The organism is Streptomyces sp. NPDC048172 (assembly GCF_043202595.1).
Taxonomy (GTDB): domain Bacteria; phylum Actinomycetota; class Actinomycetes; order Streptomycetales; family Streptomycetaceae; genus Streptomyces.
This window is the reverse complement of the sequence record NZ_JBIDAT010000001.1, coordinates 1,371,073-1,390,957: the sequence shown is the minus strand read 5'-3', so window position 1 is coordinate 1,390,957 and position 19,885 is coordinate 1,371,073. Positions and strand designations below refer to the sequence as shown.

Annotated in this window: 18 protein-coding genes; 10 read left to right on the top strand and 8 right to left on the bottom strand. The window is 72.1% G+C overall.

All coding sequences use genetic code 11. The annotated features are described in order from the left end of the window. Positions 1-103 precede the first annotated feature (103 nt). Positions 104-691, top strand: coding sequence for a sigma-70 family RNA polymerase sigma factor (locus ACGF3A_RS06405; RefSeq protein WP_393726333.1), 588 nt, complete (start codon positions 104-106; stop codon positions 689-691). Positions 692-756: 65 nt separating this feature from the next. Here the strand turns inward: ACGF3A_RS06405 and ACGF3A_RS06400 are convergent, their stop codons facing one another. Genes ACGF3A_RS06400 through ACGF3A_RS06390 form a run of 3 tightly spaced genes read right to left on the bottom strand, consistent with a single transcriptional unit; the run spans position 757 to position 3,403 of the window. Beyond that, entirely contained in the window at positions 757-1,650 is an 894-nt protein-coding gene (locus ACGF3A_RS06400; protein ID WP_393726331.1) for a hypothetical protein, read from the bottom strand. Positions 1,651-1,664: 14 nt separating this feature from the next. Then, entirely contained in the window at positions 1,665-2,381 is a 717-nt protein-coding gene (locus ACGF3A_RS06395; protein ID WP_393726330.1) for a hypothetical protein, read from the bottom strand. Continuing rightward, a complete protein-coding gene (locus ACGF3A_RS06390; protein ID WP_393726329.1) occupies positions 2,378-3,403 on the bottom strand; it encodes an NlpC/P60 family protein in 1,026 nt (341 codons plus the stop codon). Before ACGF3A_RS06390 ends, ACGF3A_RS06395 begins: the two co-directional genes overlap by 4 nt. A gap of 360 nt (positions 3,404-3,763) precedes the next feature. On the opposite strand from ACGF3A_RS06390, the gene ACGF3A_RS06385 reads away from it, so the two are divergent. The 6 genes from ACGF3A_RS06385 to ACGF3A_RS06360 are packed head-to-tail and all read left to right on the top strand — an operon-like array spanning position 3,764 to position 9,747. After that, a complete protein-coding gene (locus ACGF3A_RS06385; protein ID WP_393726328.1) occupies positions 3,764-4,207 on the top strand; it encodes a DUF6668 family protein in 444 nt (147 codons plus the stop codon). A gap of 12 nt (positions 4,208-4,219) precedes the next feature. Then, complete coding sequence (locus ACGF3A_RS06380) at positions 4,220-4,576, top strand: hypothetical protein (RefSeq protein ID WP_393726326.1); 357 nt, start codon at positions 4,220-4,222, stop codon at positions 4,574-4,576. Between the two features lie 9 nt (positions 4,577-4,585). Then, a complete protein-coding gene (locus ACGF3A_RS06375; protein WP_393726324.1) occupies positions 4,586-5,362 on the top strand; it encodes a hypothetical protein in 777 nt (258 codons plus the stop codon). Continuing rightward, complete coding sequence (locus ACGF3A_RS06370; protein WP_393726322.1) at positions 5,362-6,726, top strand: hypothetical protein; 1,365 nt, start codon at positions 5,362-5,364, stop codon at positions 6,724-6,726. The genes ACGF3A_RS06375 and ACGF3A_RS06370 overlap by 1 nt, the downstream gene beginning before the upstream one ends. Further along, positions 6,716-8,212, top strand: a complete 1,497-nt coding sequence (locus tag ACGF3A_RS06365) for an SCO6880 family protein (protein WP_393726320.1) — start codon at positions 6,716-6,718, stop codon at positions 8,210-8,212. The genes ACGF3A_RS06370 and ACGF3A_RS06365 overlap by 11 nt, the downstream gene beginning before the upstream one ends. A gap of 41 nt (positions 8,213-8,253) precedes the next feature. Continuing rightward, positions 8,254-9,747, top strand: a complete 1,494-nt coding sequence (locus ACGF3A_RS06360; protein ID WP_393726318.1) for an ATP/GTP-binding protein — start codon at positions 8,254-8,256, stop codon at positions 9,745-9,747. Positions 9,748-9,789: 42 nt separating this feature from the next. On the opposite strand, the gene ACGF3A_RS06355 is transcribed toward ACGF3A_RS06360, so the two are convergent. The 3 genes from ACGF3A_RS06355 to ACGF3A_RS06345 all read right to left on the bottom strand — a co-directional run bounded on the left by ACGF3A_RS06355 (position 9,790) and on the right by ACGF3A_RS06345 (position 14,173). Next, a complete protein-coding gene (locus tag ACGF3A_RS06355; protein ID WP_393726316.1) occupies positions 9,790-10,875 on the bottom strand; it encodes a hypothetical protein in 1,086 nt (361 codons plus the stop codon). A gap of 34 nt (positions 10,876-10,909) precedes the next feature. Then, positions 10,910-12,439, bottom strand: a complete 1,530-nt coding sequence (locus tag ACGF3A_RS06350; RefSeq protein ID WP_393726314.1) for a glycosyl hydrolase — start codon at positions 12,437-12,439, stop codon at positions 10,910-10,912. Between the two features lie 258 nt (positions 12,440-12,697). After that, the gene (locus ACGF3A_RS06345) at positions 12,698-14,173 is read right to left on the bottom strand and encodes an RICIN domain-containing protein (protein ID WP_393726312.1); all 1,476 of its coding nucleotides are present in this window, start codon (positions 14,171-14,173) and stop codon (positions 12,698-12,700) included. Positions 14,174-14,466: 293 nt separating this feature from the next. On the opposite strand from ACGF3A_RS06345, the gene ACGF3A_RS06340 reads away from it, so the two are divergent. Together ACGF3A_RS06340 and ACGF3A_RS06335 are read left to right on the top strand one after the other, a co-directional pair. Next, on the top strand, positions 14,467-14,934 hold the full coding sequence (locus tag ACGF3A_RS06340; protein WP_393726310.1) for a DUF4913 domain-containing protein: 468 nt from the start codon (positions 14,467-14,469) through the stop codon (positions 14,932-14,934). A gap of 125 nt (positions 14,935-15,059) precedes the next feature. Then, positions 15,060-16,346, top strand: coding sequence for a glycoside hydrolase family 18 protein (locus ACGF3A_RS06335; RefSeq protein ID WP_393726308.1), 1,287 nt, complete (start codon positions 15,060-15,062; stop codon positions 16,344-16,346). A 69-nt stretch (positions 16,347-16,415) separates the two neighbouring features. Here the strand turns inward: ACGF3A_RS06335 and ACGF3A_RS06330 are convergent, their stop codons facing one another. Beyond that, complete coding sequence (locus tag ACGF3A_RS06330; protein WP_393726307.1) at positions 16,416-18,305, bottom strand: S9 family peptidase; 1,890 nt, start codon at positions 18,303-18,305, stop codon at positions 16,416-16,418. Positions 18,306-18,471: 166 nt separating this feature from the next. Between ACGF3A_RS06330 and ACGF3A_RS06325 the strand changes: the two genes are divergently transcribed. Continuing rightward, the gene (locus ACGF3A_RS06325) at positions 18,472-19,095 is read left to right on the top strand and encodes a TetR/AcrR family transcriptional regulator (RefSeq protein ID WP_393726305.1); all 624 of its coding nucleotides are present in this window, start codon (positions 18,472-18,474) and stop codon (positions 19,093-19,095) included. Positions 19,096-19,105: 10 nt separating this feature from the next. Here the strand turns inward: ACGF3A_RS06325 and ACGF3A_RS06320 are convergent, their stop codons facing one another. Next, the gene (locus ACGF3A_RS06320) at positions 19,106-19,828 is read right to left on the bottom strand and encodes an ANTAR domain-containing protein (RefSeq protein ID WP_393726303.1); all 723 of its coding nucleotides are present in this window, start codon (positions 19,826-19,828) and stop codon (positions 19,106-19,108) included. Between the last annotated feature and the right edge of the window lie 57 nt (positions 19,829-19,885).

Genomic DNA, 19,885 nt, shown 5'->3' with positions numbered 1-19,885 from the left:
ACTCCCCGTATCCGGGCCCGCCGGGTCCCGGACCTGACTCGCACGAGGTCATGGAACGAGGGAACGGATCGTGAGCTGGACCGTGATGGGCTCCTGTGGAGCGATGAGCAATCGGGAACGCGCGATACGCAAGCTCTATGAAGAACAGGCGGGGCCGCTGTACTCCTACGTCGTGCGGCTGCTGGGAGGTGATCGCTACAGAGCGGAGGACGTGGTGCAGGAGGCGCTGCTGCGCTGCTGGCGCACCCAGGACCTGGCCTCCGGCCGGCCCCTGCGGCCGTGGCTGTTCCGGGTGGCGCGGAATCTCGTCGTCGACGACTACCGGCTGCGGATGTCGCGTCCGCAGGAGGTCGACGGCAACGCCTGGCTGGACGACCTGCTGACGAGCCCGGACGAAGTGGACTGGCTGCTCTCCTCGATGGTGCTCAAGGAGGCGTTCCAGCATCTGTCGGCCAACCACCGGGAAGCGCTGTACGAGACCTTCTTCTCCGGGAGATCGATGCGCGAGGCCGGAGAGGTGCTCGGCATTCCGCCCGGCACCGTCAAGTCGCGCGTGCACCACGCGGTACGGGCGCTGCGCCTCACCATGGGTGCCGGTGCCGTCCCGGGCGCGAACGGCGCGAACGGCGCGGTCGGCGCGAACGACGCGGCCGGCCGCGACTCCGCGGGACAGCACCCCTCCGCGGCGTGAGACGCGCAGCCGAAGGGCGGCCCGGAAGAGGCGCCCTGGGGGCCCGGCTGCTGCGTCATCACCGTTCAGACTTCGGACTTCACGGCGTGCACAGCGGGCCGTTCCCAGGTCGACAGGGGACGCGGCTCCTGCGGCGGCGCGGGCACCTCTGCGACGCCCCGCGCGGCCCTGTCCGGCTCGCTCGCGGCACTCGCCCGCGACTCCAGCCACGCCCAGTGCTCCAGGACCATGGCCAGCGCTTCGCCTGATCTTCCCGGGAGCTGATTGCGCATCCGGATCACGGCGACCCCGGCGGACAGCGCCAGGTCCACGCGGCTGATCCGCTTCCACAGCGCCTCGGCGCGGCGCGCCACCTCTTCGGCCCGCTCGCCGTCTCCCCGGTAGTACCAGCGCTCGGCCACGTCACGGTACAGCCGGATTCCGCCGATCACGTCTCCCGCCGCGGCGGCGGCGTCGGCGCAGACCTCGCGGATGCGCAGCGCGTCGGGGTGGGACAGCCCGAGGACGCCCGCCGCCCGCTCGTCGAGCCCCGCGGCCAGCTCCGCCGCCCGCTCGGCGCGGCCCGCCGCCAACTGCTCCTCCACCTGCTTCAGTTGCGCCTCGAACGGTTCGGGCTCTTCCCTTACGCCGCCTTTCCCCTGACTCTTCTTCGGCGCTGGCACTGGCGCTGGCACTGGCACTGGCACTGGCGCCGACGCCTCGCGCACCTCGCCGTCGGGCGTGATGATCAACTGCCATACGTTGCCGTCCGGTTCGACGGCAGTGGCCCGTACCGGACGGCCGAGCCTGGCGGCGGCACCGGCCACGGTGTCCACGGCGGCGGCGCGGGTGGGGTGTCCGGCCTGGGGGATCAGCGGGCCGGACACCACGATCCGCCCGTCCTCGTGCACGGTGAGGTCGTAGAGCGGCCAGGTGGGCACATCGGCGTGCTCGTGCGCGCGGTCGTGCGCAGAGGGCATGAGGGTCCTCCGGACTACGGGACGGTGATTCCGGCGACGCGCCACGGCTTGCCGGGCGCCGAGCGGGTGAGCTGGACGTACGCGGTCACCGTGACGGGGTCGCCCCGCCATCGGTCGCGCCCCGTCGGGGTGGCGGTGACGGTCCACTGCCGCCACGCCTCGGTTTCCGTGTCGGGCGGTTTGGCGGCGTCCTGCGTCTGTTTCAGCCCGACGGTGGTGTACGCGCGGTGGTCGTCCCACTGCTGCCACTGGGCGCCGGGCACCGGACGGGAGCGGTGCGCGCGCAGCCGGTCCGCGTAGGCGCCGGTGAGCCAGCCCGCCTCGGCCGTCCGCAGCTCGGCGTCCTGGGGGCGGCGGTCGACGGTGGTGTCGAACGTCCACAGCGCCTTGAGCGCGCCCCGGCTCATCTCGTCGGCGTCGGTCTGTTCCACGTCGCCCGGGCGGGCCGTGCCGCCCTTGGGCGTTCCGGTGGGCCTCGGCCCGCCGGGCCCCGGGGTTCCGGCCGGGGTGGTGGCCGAGTCGGACGGGCTCGGGTAGGGGCCGTTGCCGGTGGCCGGGGGCGTCGAGGGCGCGGTGCGCGCCTTGCCGCCGCCGGTGCCGCCTCCGCCGTCACCTCCGTCACCCCCGTCGCCTCCACCTCCGCCGTCCGCGCCGCAGCCCGTTGCGGCCAGGGCGAGCGTGAGCAGCGTCGCCGCGAGGGCCGTGGCGCCTCGCGGCCTGCGCGTGATCAACCGAACCTCCTCACTTCCTGGGGCTTGTCGGCGTAGTAGGGCTCGTCAAGGCTGCTGATCTTGACGACGTCGCCGGTGCTCGGCGCGTGGATGAACTGGCCCTCGCCGAGGTAGATGCCGATGTGGTCGAAGCTGCTGCCGAGCTGGAACCCGATCACGTCCCCGGGCCGCATCTCGTCGCGGGAGACCGGCTTCCCCGAGGTGACCTGGAGCTGGGAGACACGAGGCGGCAGGGTCTCGCCGCCGCTGGCGTGGTAGACGGCGTACTGCACCAGGCTGGAGCAGTCGAAGCCCACCGTGCCGCTGCCCTGGGCGAAGCCGCGTCCGGGGCCCTCGGGGCCGCCGCCGCCCCACGAGTACGGGGTGCCCAGCCACTTCTTGGCGCTCGCCACGACCCGGTCCCCGAACGCGCCGCCGGACTCGGACTCCTCGCCGCCCGTGTACTGGGGCAGGGCCGTGATGATCCGGTTGACGTAGTTCTGCGTCTCCGGGTACGGGGGCACGCCGTCGTAGTCGTCGACCGCCTGCGGGCCCGCGTTGTAGGCGGCGAGCAGCAGCCGGGTGACGTCGCCGTCGGCGCCCATCTCCTTGACCTTGTCCGCGAGCCAGCAGTCGTAGCGGGCCTGCGTCATGATGGCGTCGCCCGGGGTGAACGGGTCGGCCTTGCCGTCCGGTTCGGCGTCGTCGCCCTTCCCCGCCGCGTCCACGCCCCAGGTCTTCCAGGTCCCCGGCATGAACTGGCTCAGCCCCTGGGCGCCCACCGGGCTCTCGGCGTCGGGGTTCCAGCCGGACTCGGCCTCGATCTGCACGGCCAGCAGCGGGGCGCTGACCTCCGGGCAGACCGCACCGGCGCGCTTGAGCCACGGAACGTACTCGGAGGGCACGCGCCCAGGCTTCAGTTCGGTGGCGAACCCCGCGGTCACGATGTCGTGTTCGCTGCTCTGGCCCGCGCCGTCCTGCTCCGCGCCGCCGACCACCGACAGGCCGACCATCGTGCCGATCAGCCCCACCGCGGACGCCATGACGACCAGCAGGCTCGGACCCGCCCGGCCGGGATGACCCCTCATCTGAACCCCCAGAAGTGCTCGTAGTGCGACATGGGCAATTTGCACCTTTAGACACGTTTGATGAGGCAAGCCCAACTATGCGGCTTATATTGCCTTTTGACACTTTATGTGTACTATCGGCTCGTCTTGTCAGCGGTCGAAGGAGATGCCATGTCGGGGGATGTGCCGGTCGTCAATCCCTGGTTGGCGCCGCCGGACCGAGACAGTCCAGGGGGCACCAACGGGAAACCCAGGCAATCGGTTCAGAACCCGCCCGACGGACTCACCGGCCCCACGGAGCCTCAGGGCGCGGGAATCCCGCCCCCGGAACGGGCGTTGCCCGTCGCCAGCGCGGGACCCGGCCGGGGACCGGCCTGGTGGTGGCTGGGCGCGCACGGAGGTGCGGGCGTCAGCGCGCTGGAGGAGGCCGTACCGGGCGGCCGGGACGCCGAGCGCGCCTGGCCGGCCGCCGCCGAGGCCCAGCCGGTGGTGCTGGTGGCCCGCTCCAGCGCACGCGGTCTCGCCGCGGCGCAGAACGCCGCGCAGCAGTGGGCCTCACGCATGGTCACCGGCGTCGATCTGCTGGGCCTGGTCGTCGTCGCCGACGCCCCCGGCCGGCTCCCGCGTGCCCTGCGCGACCGGGTGCGGCTGGTCTCCGGGGCCGTGCCGCGGCTGTGGGAGATCCCGTGGGTGGAGCCCTGGCGGCTCGGCGAGCCGCACCTGCCCAAGGCGTGCGCGTCGCTCGCGCGCGACCTCACCCGACTCACCCGACCCGCCTAGAAGGGACCCGAGTTGTCCAGTCTCCTGGCCGCTCTGACAGACGCCTCCCAGTCCGTCCCCACGTCCGTCCCCCCGTCCGTCCCCGAGACCGCGTCCCACCTCGTCGCGGCCTCCGCCCAGCCCTCGGGCGTGCCCGACGTCGGCGGCGGGGAGGCGCCGCCCGGCTCCAACGACCTGCTGAAGGTGCTCAGGTGGGTGGCGTGGACCGTCACGGCTCTGTGCGTCGCGGGCATCTTCGGCGTCGCGGCGCGGATGGCCCTCGACCACTCCCGGGGAGGCGGGCGCGAGCACGCCCGGGGGCTCGGCTTCGTCCTGGGCGCGTGCCTGCTCGTCGGGGCCGCCTCGGGCATCGTCGGCGCGCTCGTCTAGGGGGCGGACATGGCAGATCCTGGCACCCGCACCGCGGCCGACGAGCCGCGCAGCCCGTGGCTGCGCCACGGCTTCGTGCTCGCCGCGGCGTTCCTCGGCTTCGTGACCGTCGTCGGCGGCGCGGTCGTCTTCGCCTCCGACGGCTCGGGCGGGGACGGCGGCTCCGGCAAGGACGGCGCGCCCGCCGCCGCCCGCACGGCCGCGGCGCCGACCGGCGAACCCGCGCCGCCCCCTCCCGACGACGACGGACCGTGCCCCCGACTGGCCGACGAGGAGCGGGAGGTGCCCGCCGCGGCCCCACGGCACGTGAAGTGGACCCTCTACGACGGCGTGGCCCTGCCGTCCTCCGAGGAGGCGGGCCCGGCCGTGGCCGACAAGAACGTGGCGCGCTGTTACGCCCGTACGCCCGTCGGGGCGCTGCTGGCGGCGAGCCAGATCAGCGTGCGCTACCTGGCCGCCGACGACTGGCGTCTGGTGACCAGGACCCAGACCGTCGGCGCGGGCCGCGAGCCCTACATCGCCCAGCGGACCGCGGCGGAGAAGAAGGGCTCGGGGGACCCGGAGCGCGGAGCCCACGGGCAGCTCGCCGGGTTCAAGTTCGTCACCTACAACGACACCACCGCGGTGCTCCAGACCGTATGGCGGTTCTCCGACGGCCGGATGCAGGCCGCCACCACGACGATGCTGTGGCGGGACGGCGACTGGCGGCTGGAGTACCCGGCCGACCCCGCCGCCCCCGCACCGGTCGACTCCCTGGCCGGATACACCGAGTGGGGAGGCGTGTGATGGCCGGCTGCGACTTCGGCTGGGTGGCCCCCTCGGTCGGCGGCTACTGCGTGGGCGACGGCTCGGGGGCCTCGCCCTCCCCGGAAGACCTCGGCGACAGCGGGTTCGACGACATCGCCGAGAGCGCGGCGCAGGGCGCGGCGACGACCGTCAAGTCGCTCGGCGGCGCCTGGATGGACCTGGGCACCCCCGAACTGGCGGGCGACAGCGGTCCGGTGGCGTTCCTCCAGGGCTCCACGCTGTGGGTGACCTCGTTCACCGCCGTGCTGTGCCTGCTGCTCGCGGCCGGGCAGCTCGCCTGGCAGCGGCGCGGCGACTCGGCCCGGCAGGCGCTGCAGGGGCTGCTCAACCTGGTGGTCGTCTCCTCCGCCGGAGTCGCCACCGTCGGCCTGCTGACGTCGGCGGGCGACAAGTTCAGCGTATGGATCATCGACAGGTCCACCGGCTGTCAGGAGATCAGCGCCACCGGGGAACCGGTCGCGCAGTGCGTCGACGAGTTCGAGAAACGCACCTCGGCGATGCTGGCGCTGGGCGGCGGCGACTCGTCGTTCCTCGTGCTGCTGATGGCCGTGCTCGTGATCGTCGGCAGCGTGGCGCAGATCGCCCTGATGATCGTGCGGATGGCCATGCTGGTCATCCTCACCGGCACGCTCCCCCTGGCGGCGGCGGCGAGCACCGCGCCCGGCGGCCGGGTCTGGTTCCGCAAGTCCGTGGGGTGGCTGCTGGCCTTCGTGCTGTACAAACCGGCCGCCGCCGTCGTGTACGCCGCCGCGTTCTCGATCGCCGGGCAGAAGCAGGACGACGAGGTCGTCTCCATGGTCTCCGGGGTCGTGCTGCTCGTCCTGGCCTGCTGCACGCTGCCCGCGCTGCTGCGGTTCGCCGCGCCCGTCGTGCAGGCGACGGTGTCCGGCTCCCGTTCCGGCCGCGCGGCCGGCTCCTCGGCCGGAGCGGACGGACCGGCCCCTGCGGCGACCGGGGCGCTGCCCGTGCCGCACCTGCGCAGCCTGGCCACCGGCCGGTCGGTGGCCGGTGCCGCAGTACGCCCGGAGCTCACAGGGCCGCCCACGGCGCGGTCCGGCCCCGGCTCCCCGACCGCGCGGACGGCCGGGAGCGGCGACGCGAGCGGCGCACGGACGAACGGGCCACCCGGACCGGGGCCGGCGCCGGGGGGCGAGAAGGCGGCCGGGAAGCCGCAGGCCGCGCGTGCCCGTCACCCGGCCCCCGGCGCCCCGGACCCGGAGGACGCCGCCGGGCGCTCCGAGGACCGAGAACCCACGGCTGCGCCGGTGCCGGTGCCCCGGCCCGTGCCGACGACGGAGCGCCAGAACCCCGACGACCCGCAGGAGAATCCCCGTGGCCGCTGAAGAACTCGCCCCCCGTACCTACGGCAACTTCCGCAAGCCCCGCACCTCCGGCCTGCGCGGCCTGTCCCTCGGGACGACGCTGCTGCTGTTCGCCGGACTGGTCGCCGTCGTCCTGACCACGCTGGCCTCCCTGTGGGCCGCGCTGTGCCTGGCACTGGTGCTGGCCGTCGTCGTGGCGCCGCTGGCCCTCAAGGACCGTCACGGCCGTACGGTGATGCAGCGCGGCGCCGTACGGCTGGCCTGGTGGCGCACCACCTCGGCGGGCAACCACGAGTACCGCTCGGGCCCGATGGGCCGCTCCGGGCACGGCACCAGCGAACTGCCGGGCCTGGCGGCCGGATCGAAGCTGACGGAGGCGCAGGACGGCTACTCCCGCCCGTTCGCCCTGATCACGATCCCGTCGACCGGGCACCACACCGTCGTGATCGCCTGCGAACCGGACGGGGCCGCCCTCGTCGAGGAGCGGCAGGTGGACAGCTGGGTGGCCCACTGGGGCCAGTGGCTGTCCGCGCTGGGCTCGGAGCCCGACCTGGTCGCCGCGAGCGTCACCGTGGAGACGGCGCCCGACACCGGAGTCCGGCTCCAGCAGGAGATCGACGCCAACTCCGCCCCCGACTCCCCGGGGCTGGCCACGGCGATGCTGCGCGAGGTGCTGGCCACCTACCCGGCGGGGTCGGCGCAGATCGCCACGCGGATCGCGCTGACCTACTCGGGCGCCGCCCGCGCCGGTACGCCCCGCCGCAGCGCGGAGGACATGGCCCTGCACATCGGGACCCGGCTGCCGGGCCTGACCGCCGGGCTCTCCATGACCGGCGCGGGCGCGGCCGTACCGATGACCGCGACCGAGCTGACCGAGGCGGTGCGCCTCGCCTACGACCCCACCGTGGCCCCCCTGGTGGAGGAGGCGCGGGCCACCGGCGGCACCGGGCTGACCTGGAGCCAGGCCGGGCCCATGGCCGCCCGGGAGGCGTGGGACCACTACCGGCACGACGGGGCCTTCAGCATGACGTGGGCCATGACCGAGGCCCCGCAGGGCGAGGTGTTCTCCAACGTCCTGACCGCCCTGGCACAGCCCAGTCCCGACATCGCCCGCAAGCGCGTCACGCTCCTGTACCGCCCGCACACCCGTGCCGAGGCCGCCCGGGTCGTCCAGCAGGACTACAAGAACGCGCTGTTCAGCGCCCAGCAGTCGCAGATCGGCCACGCCCGCGACGACGCCGAGGTGATCGCCGCGCGCAGGACCACCGAGGAACAGGCCCACGGCCACGGCGTGATCCGCTTCGGCATGCTCGTCACCGCCACCGTCAACTCCGCCGCCGAACTGCCCGAGGCCGCCGCGGCCGTGGACAACCTCGCGCCCGCCGCCCGTATCGCCGTACGGCCCGTCTACGGCTCCCAGGCCGCGGCCTTCGCGGCGGCGCTCCCCCTGGGCCTGGTCCTCCCCCTGCACACCGCCCTGCCGCAGACCGTGCGCGACGCGATGTGACGCGGACCGTGTGCGACGCGACACCGACAGAGGAGACCCCCGTGGCAAAGAGCACGAAGCAGCAGCAGCGGCGACGGCCGTCGCAGGACCCCCGCGCCAGGCGTCCCACGCCCCGGGGCAGGCCGGGCCCCGGCGGCGGCATGGTCGGCTACATCGACCCCGCCCCCGAGTGGCGCGGCACCACGGCGCAGGTGTGCGGCCTGTGGCCGTTCGGCGCGGGCGCCGGAACCCCCATGGTCGGGGTCCCGCTCGGCCGCGACCTCGAATCCGGGGCCACGGTCTGCTGCGACCCCGTGTCGTGGTTCATGCGTACGGGGCTGCTGGCCAGCCCTTCCATGTTCGTCCTCGGCCGCCCGGGGCTCGGCAAGTCGACGGCCGTACGGCGCATGGCGCTGGGGCTGTCCGGCTACGGCGTCCACCCGCTGATCTTCGGCGACCTCAAGCCCGACTACGCCGACCTGATCAGGGCGATCGGCGGACAGGTCATCAGCCTGGGCCGGGGCCGCGGCAACCTCAACGTCCTCGACCCCGGCGAATCCCTCCAGGCCGCGTCCCGCCTCACCGGCGACGCCCGCTCCAGGATGCTGGCCGAGATCCACGGCCGCCGTCTGCACATGGTCTCCGCGCTGGTGACCATCCTGCGCACGGCACCGCCGACCGACCGCGAGGAGACCGTCCTCTCGGCCGCGCTGAACGTCCTGGACGACCGCCACGGCGCGGACCCACGCCACGCCCCGGTCCTCGGCGACCTCGTCCAGGTCATCAAGGACGCCCCGGAGTCCGTACGTTCGGTCGCCCTGGACCGCGGCGACATGACCCGCTACCGGGACATCACCGAGAACTTGGAGGCCTCGCTCACCGCCCTGCTCAGCGAGGGCCGCCTCGGCGGCACCTTCGCCCGCCCCACGACGGAGCCGATGCGGCTGGACCGTCCCGTCTGCTTCGACGTCAGCGGCATCGACGACAGCGAGACCCTGCTCCAGGCGGCGGCCCTGCTGTCCTGCTGGTCCTACGGCTTCGGCGCGGTCTCCGCCGCGCACGCCCTCGCGGACGCGGGGCTGGAGCCGCAGCGCAACTACTTCCTCGTCATGGACGAGCTCTGGCGGGTCCTCCAGGCCGGCCGCGGCCTGGTCGACCGCGTCAACGCCCTGACCCGCCTGGACCGCCAGCGCGGAGTGGGCCTGGCCATGATCACCCACAGCATCGACGACCTCCTGGCCCTCCCCGCGGAGGAGGACCGCACCAAGGCCAAAGGCTTCGTGGAACGGGCCGGCATGGTGCTCTCCGCGGGCCTGCCGCCCGCCGAGATGCCGCAGCTCAGCCAGGTCGTCGAACTGACGGCGGCGGAGCAGCGCCTGCTGGTCGACTGGTCGGCGCCCCCCGCCTGGGACGCGGCCAACGGCCGCCGCGCCACCCCGCCCGGCCTCGGCAACTTCCTCATCAAGGTCGGCAGCCGCCCCGGCATCCCCCTCCGCGTCGACCTGACGGCGGCGGAGCTGGGCGTCAACGACACGAACAAGCGCTGGAACAAGTAAGGAGGGAGCGGGCCTCTCCGGCCCGCCCCCTCACCGGTACGGTCACCTCTTCCTCTTCAGAGGGTTGTGGGCCTCGCCCAGGGGCTTGTAAGGCTGTGCCGCCGCCGGGCGGGCGGAAGCCGGAGAGGGATGCTCACCCGTCTTCCTTCTCTTGGCAGGCGGCGGAGAGAATTCCGCGGCGCTGCTGGCGATTCCCTCCGCAGCGGGCTTCCCTCGCCGGTTGGGCATCGGAGCCTGCGGCCGAGGCCAGGCGGGCGCCTGCGGCTTGGGCTGGGGAGCCTTGCTCTCCGGCCCCGTGCTCCGCCGGACGGGGTGCGCTCCCAGCAGGAAGTCGGTGTTCGGCAGAGGTCCCTTCCTGTAGCGCTCCAGATACTCGGAATTGTTCTCGTTGAAGAGCATCATCCGCATCGCCCGCGCGGTCTTGTCGCGCTGCGCGAGGTCGAGATCCTCCAGCCCGGCCCTCGGCCGCCCCCGCTCCCGCCCCGGCGAGGAGCCCGAGCCGGACGGGCCTCTCGTGAGGCCGAGGTCCTCCATGACCAGCTCTCTCGCGAGCTTCTGGGCGTCTCGCCACTCCATGCTCCTGGCCTGCAGATCGTTCTGCTGCAGATTCCTGGCGTACCACGCGTCGGAGCCGCGCGGTCCGTCGTGGCCCCGCCTGGGCGGTGTTCCCGGCGGAGCGGCGGCACGCTCCCGCGGCTCACTCAGCAGCCGCTGGATCATCGGCAGCTGAGCCGCGTGCGCGTACTCCCTGTCCGTCTCGATCAGCCTCTGCAGCCTGCTCAGGACCTGATGACGCATCCTGAGGTCGCGACCATCGAGATCCATCGCCGCCGTGAACCGTCCCTGCCCCGACGAGTACGAGTAGGTGGGCGCCGCCCCCCGCGCGGAACGCGGCCCCGGAGGCTGAGGCCCCCGGTCCTGCCCGTAGCCCTCCTCCGCGTTTCCCCCGCCGTACCCCTGCTCGGGCGGCGAGGAGGACCGCGAGAGGCCAATGCGCCGGAGGAACCTCTTGAGGCTCTCCAGGGCCGAGGTACGGCGGTAGCTCTCGACGCGGGCCTGGTGGATCAGGGCCTTCGCCAGGTTCAGAGCCTCATTGGCCGGGTCCGGCGTGTCTTCGGCGGCGGCCATGGCTTCCCTCCCTCATGGTCCGGTTCTCCGACACTCACTCCGCGTTCCGGAAGATCTTCCCGCTCGCATTCGGTTCGGCGCCGTCATAGAGACCGGTCGGGCTGGTCCGGGTGGAGAGCGCGAACCACGCGTAACGTTCCACGTAGTCCCGCTTCCTCAGCGAATCGAGCGAGGACCTGACGAAGGCCGACTGCTCCTTCTCACCCGGGTATCGACGGGTCTCCCCCTTCTTCTCGGGGAAGTCGGTCAACGCGTACTCGGTCAGCCACACCGGCTTCTTGTATCGCTTGTGCACGCGCTCCAGATATCCGGACAACTGGTCGGCCGCGGCGGGGCCGAAGTCGGCGCCGTACCAGTGAACCGGAATGAAGTCGACTCGAAGACCGCGCTTCTCCGCCCCCTTCATGAATCTGTCCAGCCAACTGCCCGGCTTGTCGGCGTCGGTGGCGACAGCGGGGGCTCCCAGCCTGAGGCCGGTACTCTCCAACCTGGGCCATAGGTCCAGGGCCTGTTCGGGGGTCATGTCCGCCTGCGAATCCAGGTCGGGCTCGTTGAAGGCGAGGAGATTCCTGCCCTCTCTCTTGGCGGCGTTCAGCTCGGCGTCGGTGACGGAGTCGGGGCCCCAGATCGTCGGAACGTACTCGACTCCCTTCGGCTCCTTGATCCCGGGGCTCGAAGAGGCCCAGTTGTGGTACCAGGACACGCCGGAGTCCGCCAACGCCTCGGCACCGCCCTCACCGCGCTCGACAGCGACACCCTTGCCATGGCCCGACCCCTGGCCCGGACCCTGGCCCTGGCCTCGGTCCCGGTCCTTGTCCTTGCCGTGGAAAGTGACGGTCAGGCCGTCGCACTCGGCGCACTGGCGTACGACCTGGTTGCCCGGCTCCGTGTCGTGCTTGGACCACGCGTACGCCGACGGGCATTCCTTGGACAGCGCGTTGCTGTACGCGGTCCTGGCATCCCTGTTCGGATTGACGCAGACCAGTGGCCTGCCGGACTTCTTGTCCTTGGTCAGGTTCTCGGGCGGGCACCGGGACAACAGGTCGGCCGGGCAGCCCACCGGCGCGCATTCCCCGCCGTTCTCGGGCGGGTCCGCTCCGTCGGGGGTGATGGTGATGGGCGCCGAGACCGCGTTGACGTAGCTGACGTTGTACCAGGGCGCCAGCTCGTCCTCCGTGTCGAAGTTGAACTCGGCGAGACTGGCGGGCTGTTCACCGAGGGTGCAGCGGTGGGCGTACGGGCCGCAGTCGCCGACGTCGCAGTGGAACGTGCTGCCCTCCTTCCCCAAGCAGCCCTGGCGGGGGAAGAGCTTGCCGCGCCAGTGCCCGGCGCCCGCGCGCTCGGGTATCCGGATGGTCTCGGACTGCCCGTCGTCCAGCACCGGCAGCCCGGTCAGCGGCGCCGAGCCGTCGGCGTTGACGGTGGCCCCCACCCAGACCCGCTCCCCCGTCTCGTTCCGCACGGTGACGGTGTGCCCGGCACCGGCACCTGCACCGCCACCGGCCGCCTCGGCGATCCGGTCCTCGCGGTCGTCGGAGGATCCCGGCATCTCGCCGGAGGTCATGGCCGCCACCCCGGCGACGACGAGCAACAGAGCGAGGAGAACGGGCCGGAACGGTCGAAGCGGTCGAAGTACCCGAAGTGAGTCCACTGATCTCGCGCGCACGGAAACGCCCCTGGAATCGGCAATCGTCTGCGCCCGCACTACGGATGAAGGCGGCGGGCGGTTCACCGCGCGGGGCCCCCTGGCAAAGGGGCGGCCCCGCCCCTCGCGCTCCGGGGAGGAGAAGCGGAGGGGCGGGGCCGGAACCGCTCTGGTCGCTCAGCTCTTCACGAACCGCCACTCGTGATCGTCACCGGCGTTGCACGGGACGATCAGGACTCCGGCGTGCTTGGGCCTCTTGCTCGTCCTCGCCAGGTCGAGGCACATGTCGCGGCTCTTGTGGTTGCGGATCCAGAACGAGCCGTTGGGGCGCTTCTGCAGCCACCACAGCTGGTTGTCGCTGTTCGTGTTGTCGCAGTGGTACTCGGTCACCCCTGTCTTGGCCTTGGCGGAGCCGTAGTACGGCAGGTCCAGGCAGAGGTTGTCCTTGACGTTACGGAAGGCGTGGAGCTTCCTGCCTCTGTCGCCCCTGTCGGGGCTGTTCGTCATGGCCCAGTTCTGGTTGCCATGGCGCGAGCTGTCGCAGACGCGGCTGTCCTGCACCCTGCCGTCGGGCTTGCCCTTGCCCAGGCCGGGCAGGTCGAGGCAGGTGTTGAACTTCACGTTCCTGATGAGCAGCGTGCCGCGCCCGTCGCCGGACTTCGGCGAGCCCTTCGGCGGCGAGTCCGCGTCGTCGTCCGGCGTCGGCTCCGCGTCGTCGTCGGAGTCCGTCGAGTCGGAGCCGTTCCCGCCCCCGCCCCCGTCTCCGCCCTTGGACCCCTCATTGCCCTCAGAGCCCTCGGACCCCTTGGAACCCTTGGAGCCTCCGTCCTCGGAGTCCGAGTCGGAGTCGGAGCGGTTCTTCTCCGCCTGAGAGGTTCCCAGATAAGGGGGTGAGGAGCGGTCCGAAGGCGACGGGCCGCCCTTGTTACGGGGATCCTGCGGGTCCAGGCGGTGCTCGCCCTTCTCTCCGGCCGAGTCGGCTGCTCCGTTCTCCCGCCCGTCGTCCCCGGAGCCGGTGGTGGCCACTGCCACCAGCGAGCCGATGACCAGCGCGACGACGCCGATGGCCACTCCGCCGGCGACCTTCGGGCGTTCGAACAGGTTGGGCCGCTCGTACTCGTCGTCCGACTGGGGCCCACCTCCCCTCCGGAACGGATTCCCGACCCGTACGGCGGGGAGGGCGAAGGGCGCACTCCACGGTTTCCCGGACCGCTTCCCCTTCAGCGGCTCCGCGTCCTCCTCATCCCGCTCATCCCGGCCGAGGGAGGGAAGCGCGCCCAGGAACCCGCCGGGCCCCGGGGCGGGCAGGGCCCCGGCGACAGGAGCGTCCGTGTCCTGGTCGGACTCGTCCCGTTCCGCAGGAGCCGTCAGTGCGTCAGGAGCCTCCAGCCCGTCGGGGACGGCCGGTTCCCCGGGCTCCCCGGGCTCGTCCGCGCGCAGCTCTTCCCGCAGCGTGCTGGACCCGTCGGGCCGGACCTCGACGACCGACACCGAGTCCGTGGACAGATCGGAGATGGCCGCCGTGACGGCGGCGTCGCGGCCGCGTGCGTATCCGTGCAGTGTGTCGAGGACCGCGACGTCCACCGGCTCGCCCGGAACCAGCGGCACGGGCTCACCGTCGATGGACGCGGAGCCGTCGCGGTCGATGACCACGGCGAACGGTGCGGAGGTCCCGGCCCCTTCCCCGGCCCCCTCCGGCACATCAGGACGGGCCGGGGGGCCTGGCGCGAGAGGTTCGAACTCCCTGGCTGACTCATCAGCGTCGTCACCCCGATTCATGATTCCCCTTCCTCCCTCTCACCGCTGTCGGCAATGGCGTCGCACACCGCAACGGGCTCAGGGGAGAATCAGTTCAACGGCGACTCCGGTGAACCCCGGGCCCCGTGCGTGCGTGGTGGTCCCGAGCAGCCCCAGGCTGCTCTCGACGCACTTCGGGAGGACACACCATGACGGCCGACACCCCGGACACCGAACAGGAGGAGTCCGAAGAACTCCCCCCGACCGGCCCCCGGTTCATCCTCTATCTCGACGGTCAGGAGTACGCGCAGGCTCTGCGGCAGCTGACCCTGTGGACCCATCACGTCCTGCTGCCGGTCTACGGCAGGGAGCTCACCTCTACGGCGCCCTGGTGCTCCCGGTGGTGGGAGCACCCCGAAGCGGTCGCCCAGCTCCACGGACTCTGGCTCGCCTGGGGCGAGTTGACCGGCCCCGACTCCGGGATGTGCGGCCCCGCCAACTGGCACCGTGACTATCTGGGCCCGATCATGATGAACCTGCGGGACCCCAGCGGCCCCTTCGCCGGCTGCAAACCCGGCGCGCACCGGGCCAAGGAGACACCCCCGGTCGACAGCCTCGACCCGTTCGGCCCCCCGCCTCCTCCGCCTCCTCCGCCTTCCGGCACCCGAGCCGCCTGAAGCCGCCTGAAGCCGCGGGGAGTCGCCCCGGCGACTGAACCGAACGGTGACCGCCGCCGTTGCTGGGGGCGGTGCCGGCAAGAGGACAACGACGGGCACCCCCGCTCTCTCTCCGTGAGGTGACCATGCTCGGATCGGACAGAAGACCACGCTTCAGCCCCGCCAGAGGTCGCCGTCGCCGCGGCCTCTTCGCCCTCACGGGCGCGTTGTGCGCGGCGGCCGTGGCGGCGACCCTGCTCGCGGTCAACGCGTCCGGGGGAGGCGGCGACCGGCCGGGCCTGGCCGAGGCGGCGGCGAACTCGTCGGCCACGGGCAAGACCGTCGGCTACTTCACCGCCTGGGGCTCCTACCCGCAGCGCGACTACCAGGTGAAGAACATCGAGACGTCGGGCTCGGCGGACAAGCTCACCCACATCAACTATGCCTTCGGCAACGTCCAGGGAGGCAAGTGCGCCGTCGGTGACAGCTACGCCGACCACGAGAAGACGTACAAGGCCGACCAGAGCGTCGACGGCAAGGCCGACACCTGGGACCAGCCCCTCGCCGGGAACTTCAACCAGCTGCTCAAGCTCAAGAAGAAGCACCCGGACCTGAAGGTGCTGTGGTCGTTCGGCGGCTGGACCTGGTCCAAGGGGTTCACCGAGGCCGCGAAGAACCCGGAGGCATTCGCCGAGTCCTGCCACAAGCTGGTCAACGACTCCCGCTGGAAGGGCCTCTTCGACGGCATCGACATCGACTGGGAGTACCCGAACGCCTGCGGCCTCAGCTGCGACAGCAGCGGCCCGGACGCCTTCACGAAGGTGATGAAGGCGATGCGCGGCAAGTTCGGCGACAAGCTGGTGACCGCAGCCGTCTCCGCCGACCCCACCGAGGGCGGGAAGATGCAGGCGTCGGGCTACTACAAGGACGCGGCGCGGTACGTCGACTGGTACCTGCCGATGACGTACGACTACTTCGGCGCCTTCGACCAGCAGGGCCCCACGGCGCCGCACTCGGCGCTGGAGGACTACGACGGCATCCCCAAGAAGCTCTTCGACACCAAATCCACCATCGCGTCCCTCCTCTGGAACGGGGTCCCGCCCGAGAAGGTGCTGATGGGCATCGGCTTCTACGGCCGCGGCTGGACCGGAGTGACGCAGAAGGAACCCGGCGGCAAGGCCACCGGCCCGGCTCCGGGCAAGTTCGAGCCCGGCATCGAGGACTACAAGGTCCTCAAGAACCGCTGCCCCGCCAACGGCACGGTCGGCGGCACGGCCTACGCGCACTGCGGCAACCAGTGGTGGAGCTACGACACCCCCAAGACCATCGGCGGCAAGGCCGACTGGGCGAAGAAGCAGAAGCTGGGCGGCACGTTCCTCTGGGAGCTGAGCGGTGACACCCGGGAGGGCGAGCTGATCAAGTCCATCCGGTAGAACGGAGATCGCTCGACGCATCCCCTGCGAGGCCCGCCGCCACACGCGGCGGGGCCTCCTGGCTGAACGTCACCGGGTGCCCAACGCGCCGCCTCCGCCCAGGTGTTCGGCGAGGAAGCGGTCCACCGCGCGGTAGAGGGCGAGGGCGTTGTCCGGGTTGTCGAAGGTGTGGCCCTCGTCCTCCATGACGGTGTACTCGACGGGGACGCCCCGCGCGCGGAGCGCCTCGACCATGTTGTCGGACTCCGCGCGGACGACCCGGGCGTCGTTGGCGCCCTGCACCACCATCAGCGGGACGCGGATCTGGTCCACCCGGCTGATCGGTGAACGGGCGCGCATGTCGGCCTCCTGCCGCGGGTCCGCGGGGTCGCCGACGTAGAGATGCCAGTTGTAGGACAGCTCGGACTTGAGGAAGCCGGGCTGGCTGCGCAGGAAGTGGGCGAGGTCGGAGATCCCGACGACGTCGATGGCCGCGGCGAAGACGCCGGGGGTGAACGCCGCGCCGACCAGCGCGGCGTAGCCGCCGTAGGACCCGCCCATGACGGCCACCCGGTCCGGGTCGGCGTACCCCTGCTCGACGGCCCAGCGCACGCCGTCCACCAGGTCGTTGTGCATCTTCCCTGCGAACTCCCCTATCGCGGCCTTGGCGAAGGCCTTCCCGTACCCCATGGAGCCGCGGAAGTTGACCTGCAGCACCGCGTATCCACGGTTGGCGAAGAGCTGCGCGACGGGGCTGTAGACCCAGCTGTCCCGCGTCCAGGGGCCGCCGTGGACGAACAGCACCATCGGCAGCCGCTCCGGCGCGATCCCGTTCGGCAGTGTCAGGTAGCCGGGCAGGGAGAGCCCGTCGCGGGAGGGGACCGTCACCGGGGTCATCGGCGCCAGGGCCCCGGGATCCAGGCCGGGCCTGGAGCGGAAGAGCAGGCGGCTCTCGCCGGTCGAGTGGTCGTAGAGGTACGTGGCGGGGTCGCGGTCGTGCGTGAAGCCGACGACCCAGCGCTGCCCGCTCTCGTCGGAGGAGAGCGAGGCGACGTCGCCGTCGGAGAGCTTCTCCAGGTTCGCCAGCACCTCGGCGAAGTGCGGGTCCAGGGCCCGGATCACCTGGCGTTCGCCGAGATAGCGGACCCCGGTCAGCTCGCCGGTCCGCCGGTCGCGGATGAAGGGTGAGGGGAAGCGGGGGGAGACCCGCGAGCGCGGGTCGAGGTCGAGGTCCGGATGGGAGTCGACCTCGGTCTCCTCGCCGGTGGCGAGATCGACCCGCACCACGCGGGTCAGGTCGGTGCCCCGGTTCGATCCGAGCCAGACCCCGGTGCCGTCCGGGGTGATCTCCAGCGGGTGGATGCCCATCGGGTAGTCCGTGCCGTCGAACACCGCGAGGGCCCGCGAGGCGCCCGTCGCCGCGTCCCGGCAGGAGAGTTCCAGGTCGCCGCCGGGGGTGGGCGCGACCTTGAGCACGTCCCCGCCCGGGCCGTACGTCCAGCTGCCGCCGCCGAAGTTCCGGACGAGCGGCGTACGGGCGCCGGTGGCGATGTCCAGCTCGGTGAGGTCGACCTCGGCGAGGTCCCGCAGGTTCGCCTGGACGACCACCTTTCCGGGCCGCCCGGCGGGCAGGTCCAGCTCCAGGACCCTCGCCCCGGCGACGGGGGTGAGATCGACGGCATCGGCGTCCGGGTCCGCCAGGTCGACGCGGTAGAGGTGCCAGTGCTCGTCGCCGTTCTGGTCACCGGTGTAGAGCAGCCACCGCGGATCGTCCGTCCAGTGGTAACCGAGCACCCCTCGGGGCTCGGTGGTCACGCAGCGCGCGTCACCGGGCGCTTCGACGCTCTCGGTCCACACGTTCAGACGGCCCTTCCAGGGCGCCAGGTAGGCGAGCGTGGTCCCGTCCGGCGAGAGGGTCACACTCGCGCGGGCGGGCGGGGCGAAGAACTCCTCGACGGAGATCCGGTCCGGCAGGGCCATGGCGTTCCTTTCCTTGGTCTGTCACTTAGTGACGACACCGACCGTGTCACTAAGTGACAGAACACGCAAGCCCTCACTCCCGCGACCCCCATGGTGGCGACAACGGCGATCGTCACTTACTGTCAATATGACACTTGATGCACATCAAGAGCGGAGGCGTGGCGCGATGAGTGAGCAACGGCGGCTCCGTCTGCGCCTGGAGATCTCCCGGGAGGCGGCCCGCCTCTTCTGGGAGCAGGGCGTGGACGCGACGAGCGGGGACCAGATCGCCGGGGCGGTGGGCCTCTCGACGCGCACCATCTGGCGCCACTTCCGCAGCAAGGAGAGCTGCGCCGAGCCCATCGTGCGCCAGGGCGTGGACTGGGAGATGTCCATGCTCCGCAGCTGGCCCCCGGGGCTCTCCCTCGAAGAGCACATCGACGTGGAGAGGGAGCGGTACCGGCGCGAGGCCGACGCCGTCGCGCGAGCCGACGACGTGCTCGCGATGAAGATGATCCTGCTCGCCGACAGGGAGCCCGCCATCCGCACCGCCTGGCTGATGGCCTGCGACCAGATCGAGCGCGAGATGGCCGAGATCGTCGCCGTACGCCTGCGGCTCCCGGCCGACGACGTCCAGGTGCGCCTGCACGCGGCGGCGGCCTCGGCCACGCTCCGGATCATCAGCGAGGACATCGGCGCGGGCCTCCTGAGAGGCGCCGACCCCACGGAGTACGCCGACGCGCACCGGCACCTCACGCGCGCCATCCGCACCGCCACCGGAGGGGCCGTGGGAGACGCGCTCCCGGCATGAACCGCCCCGGTCAGGGCGCGGGGCGCAGGTCGGGGAGGGGTTCCGTGCCCTTGACGAGGGCGGTGGCGAGGCCGGTCAGGCGACGGTTGTGGGAGCGGGCGTACCCCCGCAGCAGGGTGAAGGCCTCGCCCATCTCCAGCCCGTGGCGCTCGGCGAGCTTGCCCTTGGCCTGTTCGATGATGACGCGGGTGCCGAGCGCGGTCTCCAACTGCCGGGTGAGCACGGTCTGGTCCTCGATGAGCCGCTGCTGCAGGACGCTGATGGTGGCCACGTCGGCCATCGCCTGCGCGATCCCGCTGACTTCGGGGTCCAGGGGCTGGGCCTCGGTGTGGAAGAGGTTGAGGGCGCCGATGACGCTCTCGCGCAGCCGCAGCGGCATGGCCTGCACGGCGGTGAAGCCGCTGCGCAGGGCGGCGTCGGCGAAGCGCGGCCACCGCTCCCGTTCCTCGGTCAGGTCGTGGAGGGTGACCGGCTCTCCGGTGCGGTAGCTGCTCAGGCAGGGGCCGCTGTCGTTCTGCACCTGGAGCAGCTCGATCAGGCGTACGTCGTCGCTGGAGGCGGCCATCACGCGCAGCACCCCCGCCCGGTCGGCCAGCAGCACCCCGGCGGCCGCGACGTGCAGCGTGCCGACGCAGTGGTCGGTGAGGACGGTCAGGAAGTCGATGAGGTCGAAGTCGTCGACGAGGCTGTCGGCCAGTTCGACGAAGACGGGCCCCAGACGCCGTTCATCCACGCTGCTCACCTGCGATCTCGAAAGACATCGGGGTCACCCGCGACCGCGGACGACCGG

Coding starts and splice junctions, on each gene's coding strand:
- ACGF3A_RS06355 (WP_393726316.1), bottom strand. CDS start 10,875: ATGGCCGCCGCCGAAGACACGCCGGACCCGGCCAATGAGGCTCTGAAC.
- ACGF3A_RS06370 (WP_393726322.1), top strand. CDS start 5,362: ATGGCCGGCTGCGACTTCGGCTGGGTGGCCCCCTCGGTCGGCGGCTAC.
- ACGF3A_RS06325 (WP_393726305.1), top strand. CDS start 18,472: ATGAGTGAGCAACGGCGGCTCCGTCTGCGCCTGGAGATCTCCCGGGAG.
- ACGF3A_RS06390 (WP_393726329.1), bottom strand. CDS start 3,403: ATGGCGTCCGCGGTGGGGCTGATCGGCACGATGGTCGGCCTGTCGGTG.
- ACGF3A_RS06335 (WP_393726308.1), top strand. CDS start 15,060: ATGCTCGGATCGGACAGAAGACCACGCTTCAGCCCCGCCAGAGGTCGC.
- ACGF3A_RS06330 (WP_393726307.1), bottom strand. CDS start 18,305: ATGGCCCTGCCGGACCGGATCTCCGTCGAGGAGTTCTTCGCCCCGCCC.
- ACGF3A_RS06350 (WP_393726314.1), bottom strand. CDS start 12,439: ATGACCTCCGGCGAGATGCCGGGATCCTCCGACGACCGCGAGGACCGG.
- ACGF3A_RS06340 (WP_393726310.1), top strand. CDS start 14,467: ATGACGGCCGACACCCCGGACACCGAACAGGAGGAGTCCGAAGAACTC.
- ACGF3A_RS06405 (WP_393726333.1), top strand. CDS start 104: ATGAGCAATCGGGAACGCGCGATACGCAAGCTCTATGAAGAACAGGCG.
- ACGF3A_RS06375 (WP_393726324.1), top strand. CDS start 4,586: ATGGCAGATCCTGGCACCCGCACCGCGGCCGACGAGCCGCGCAGCCCG.
- ACGF3A_RS06400 (WP_393726331.1), bottom strand. CDS start 1,650: ATGCCCTCTGCGCACGACCGCGCGCACGAGCACGCCGATGTGCCCACC.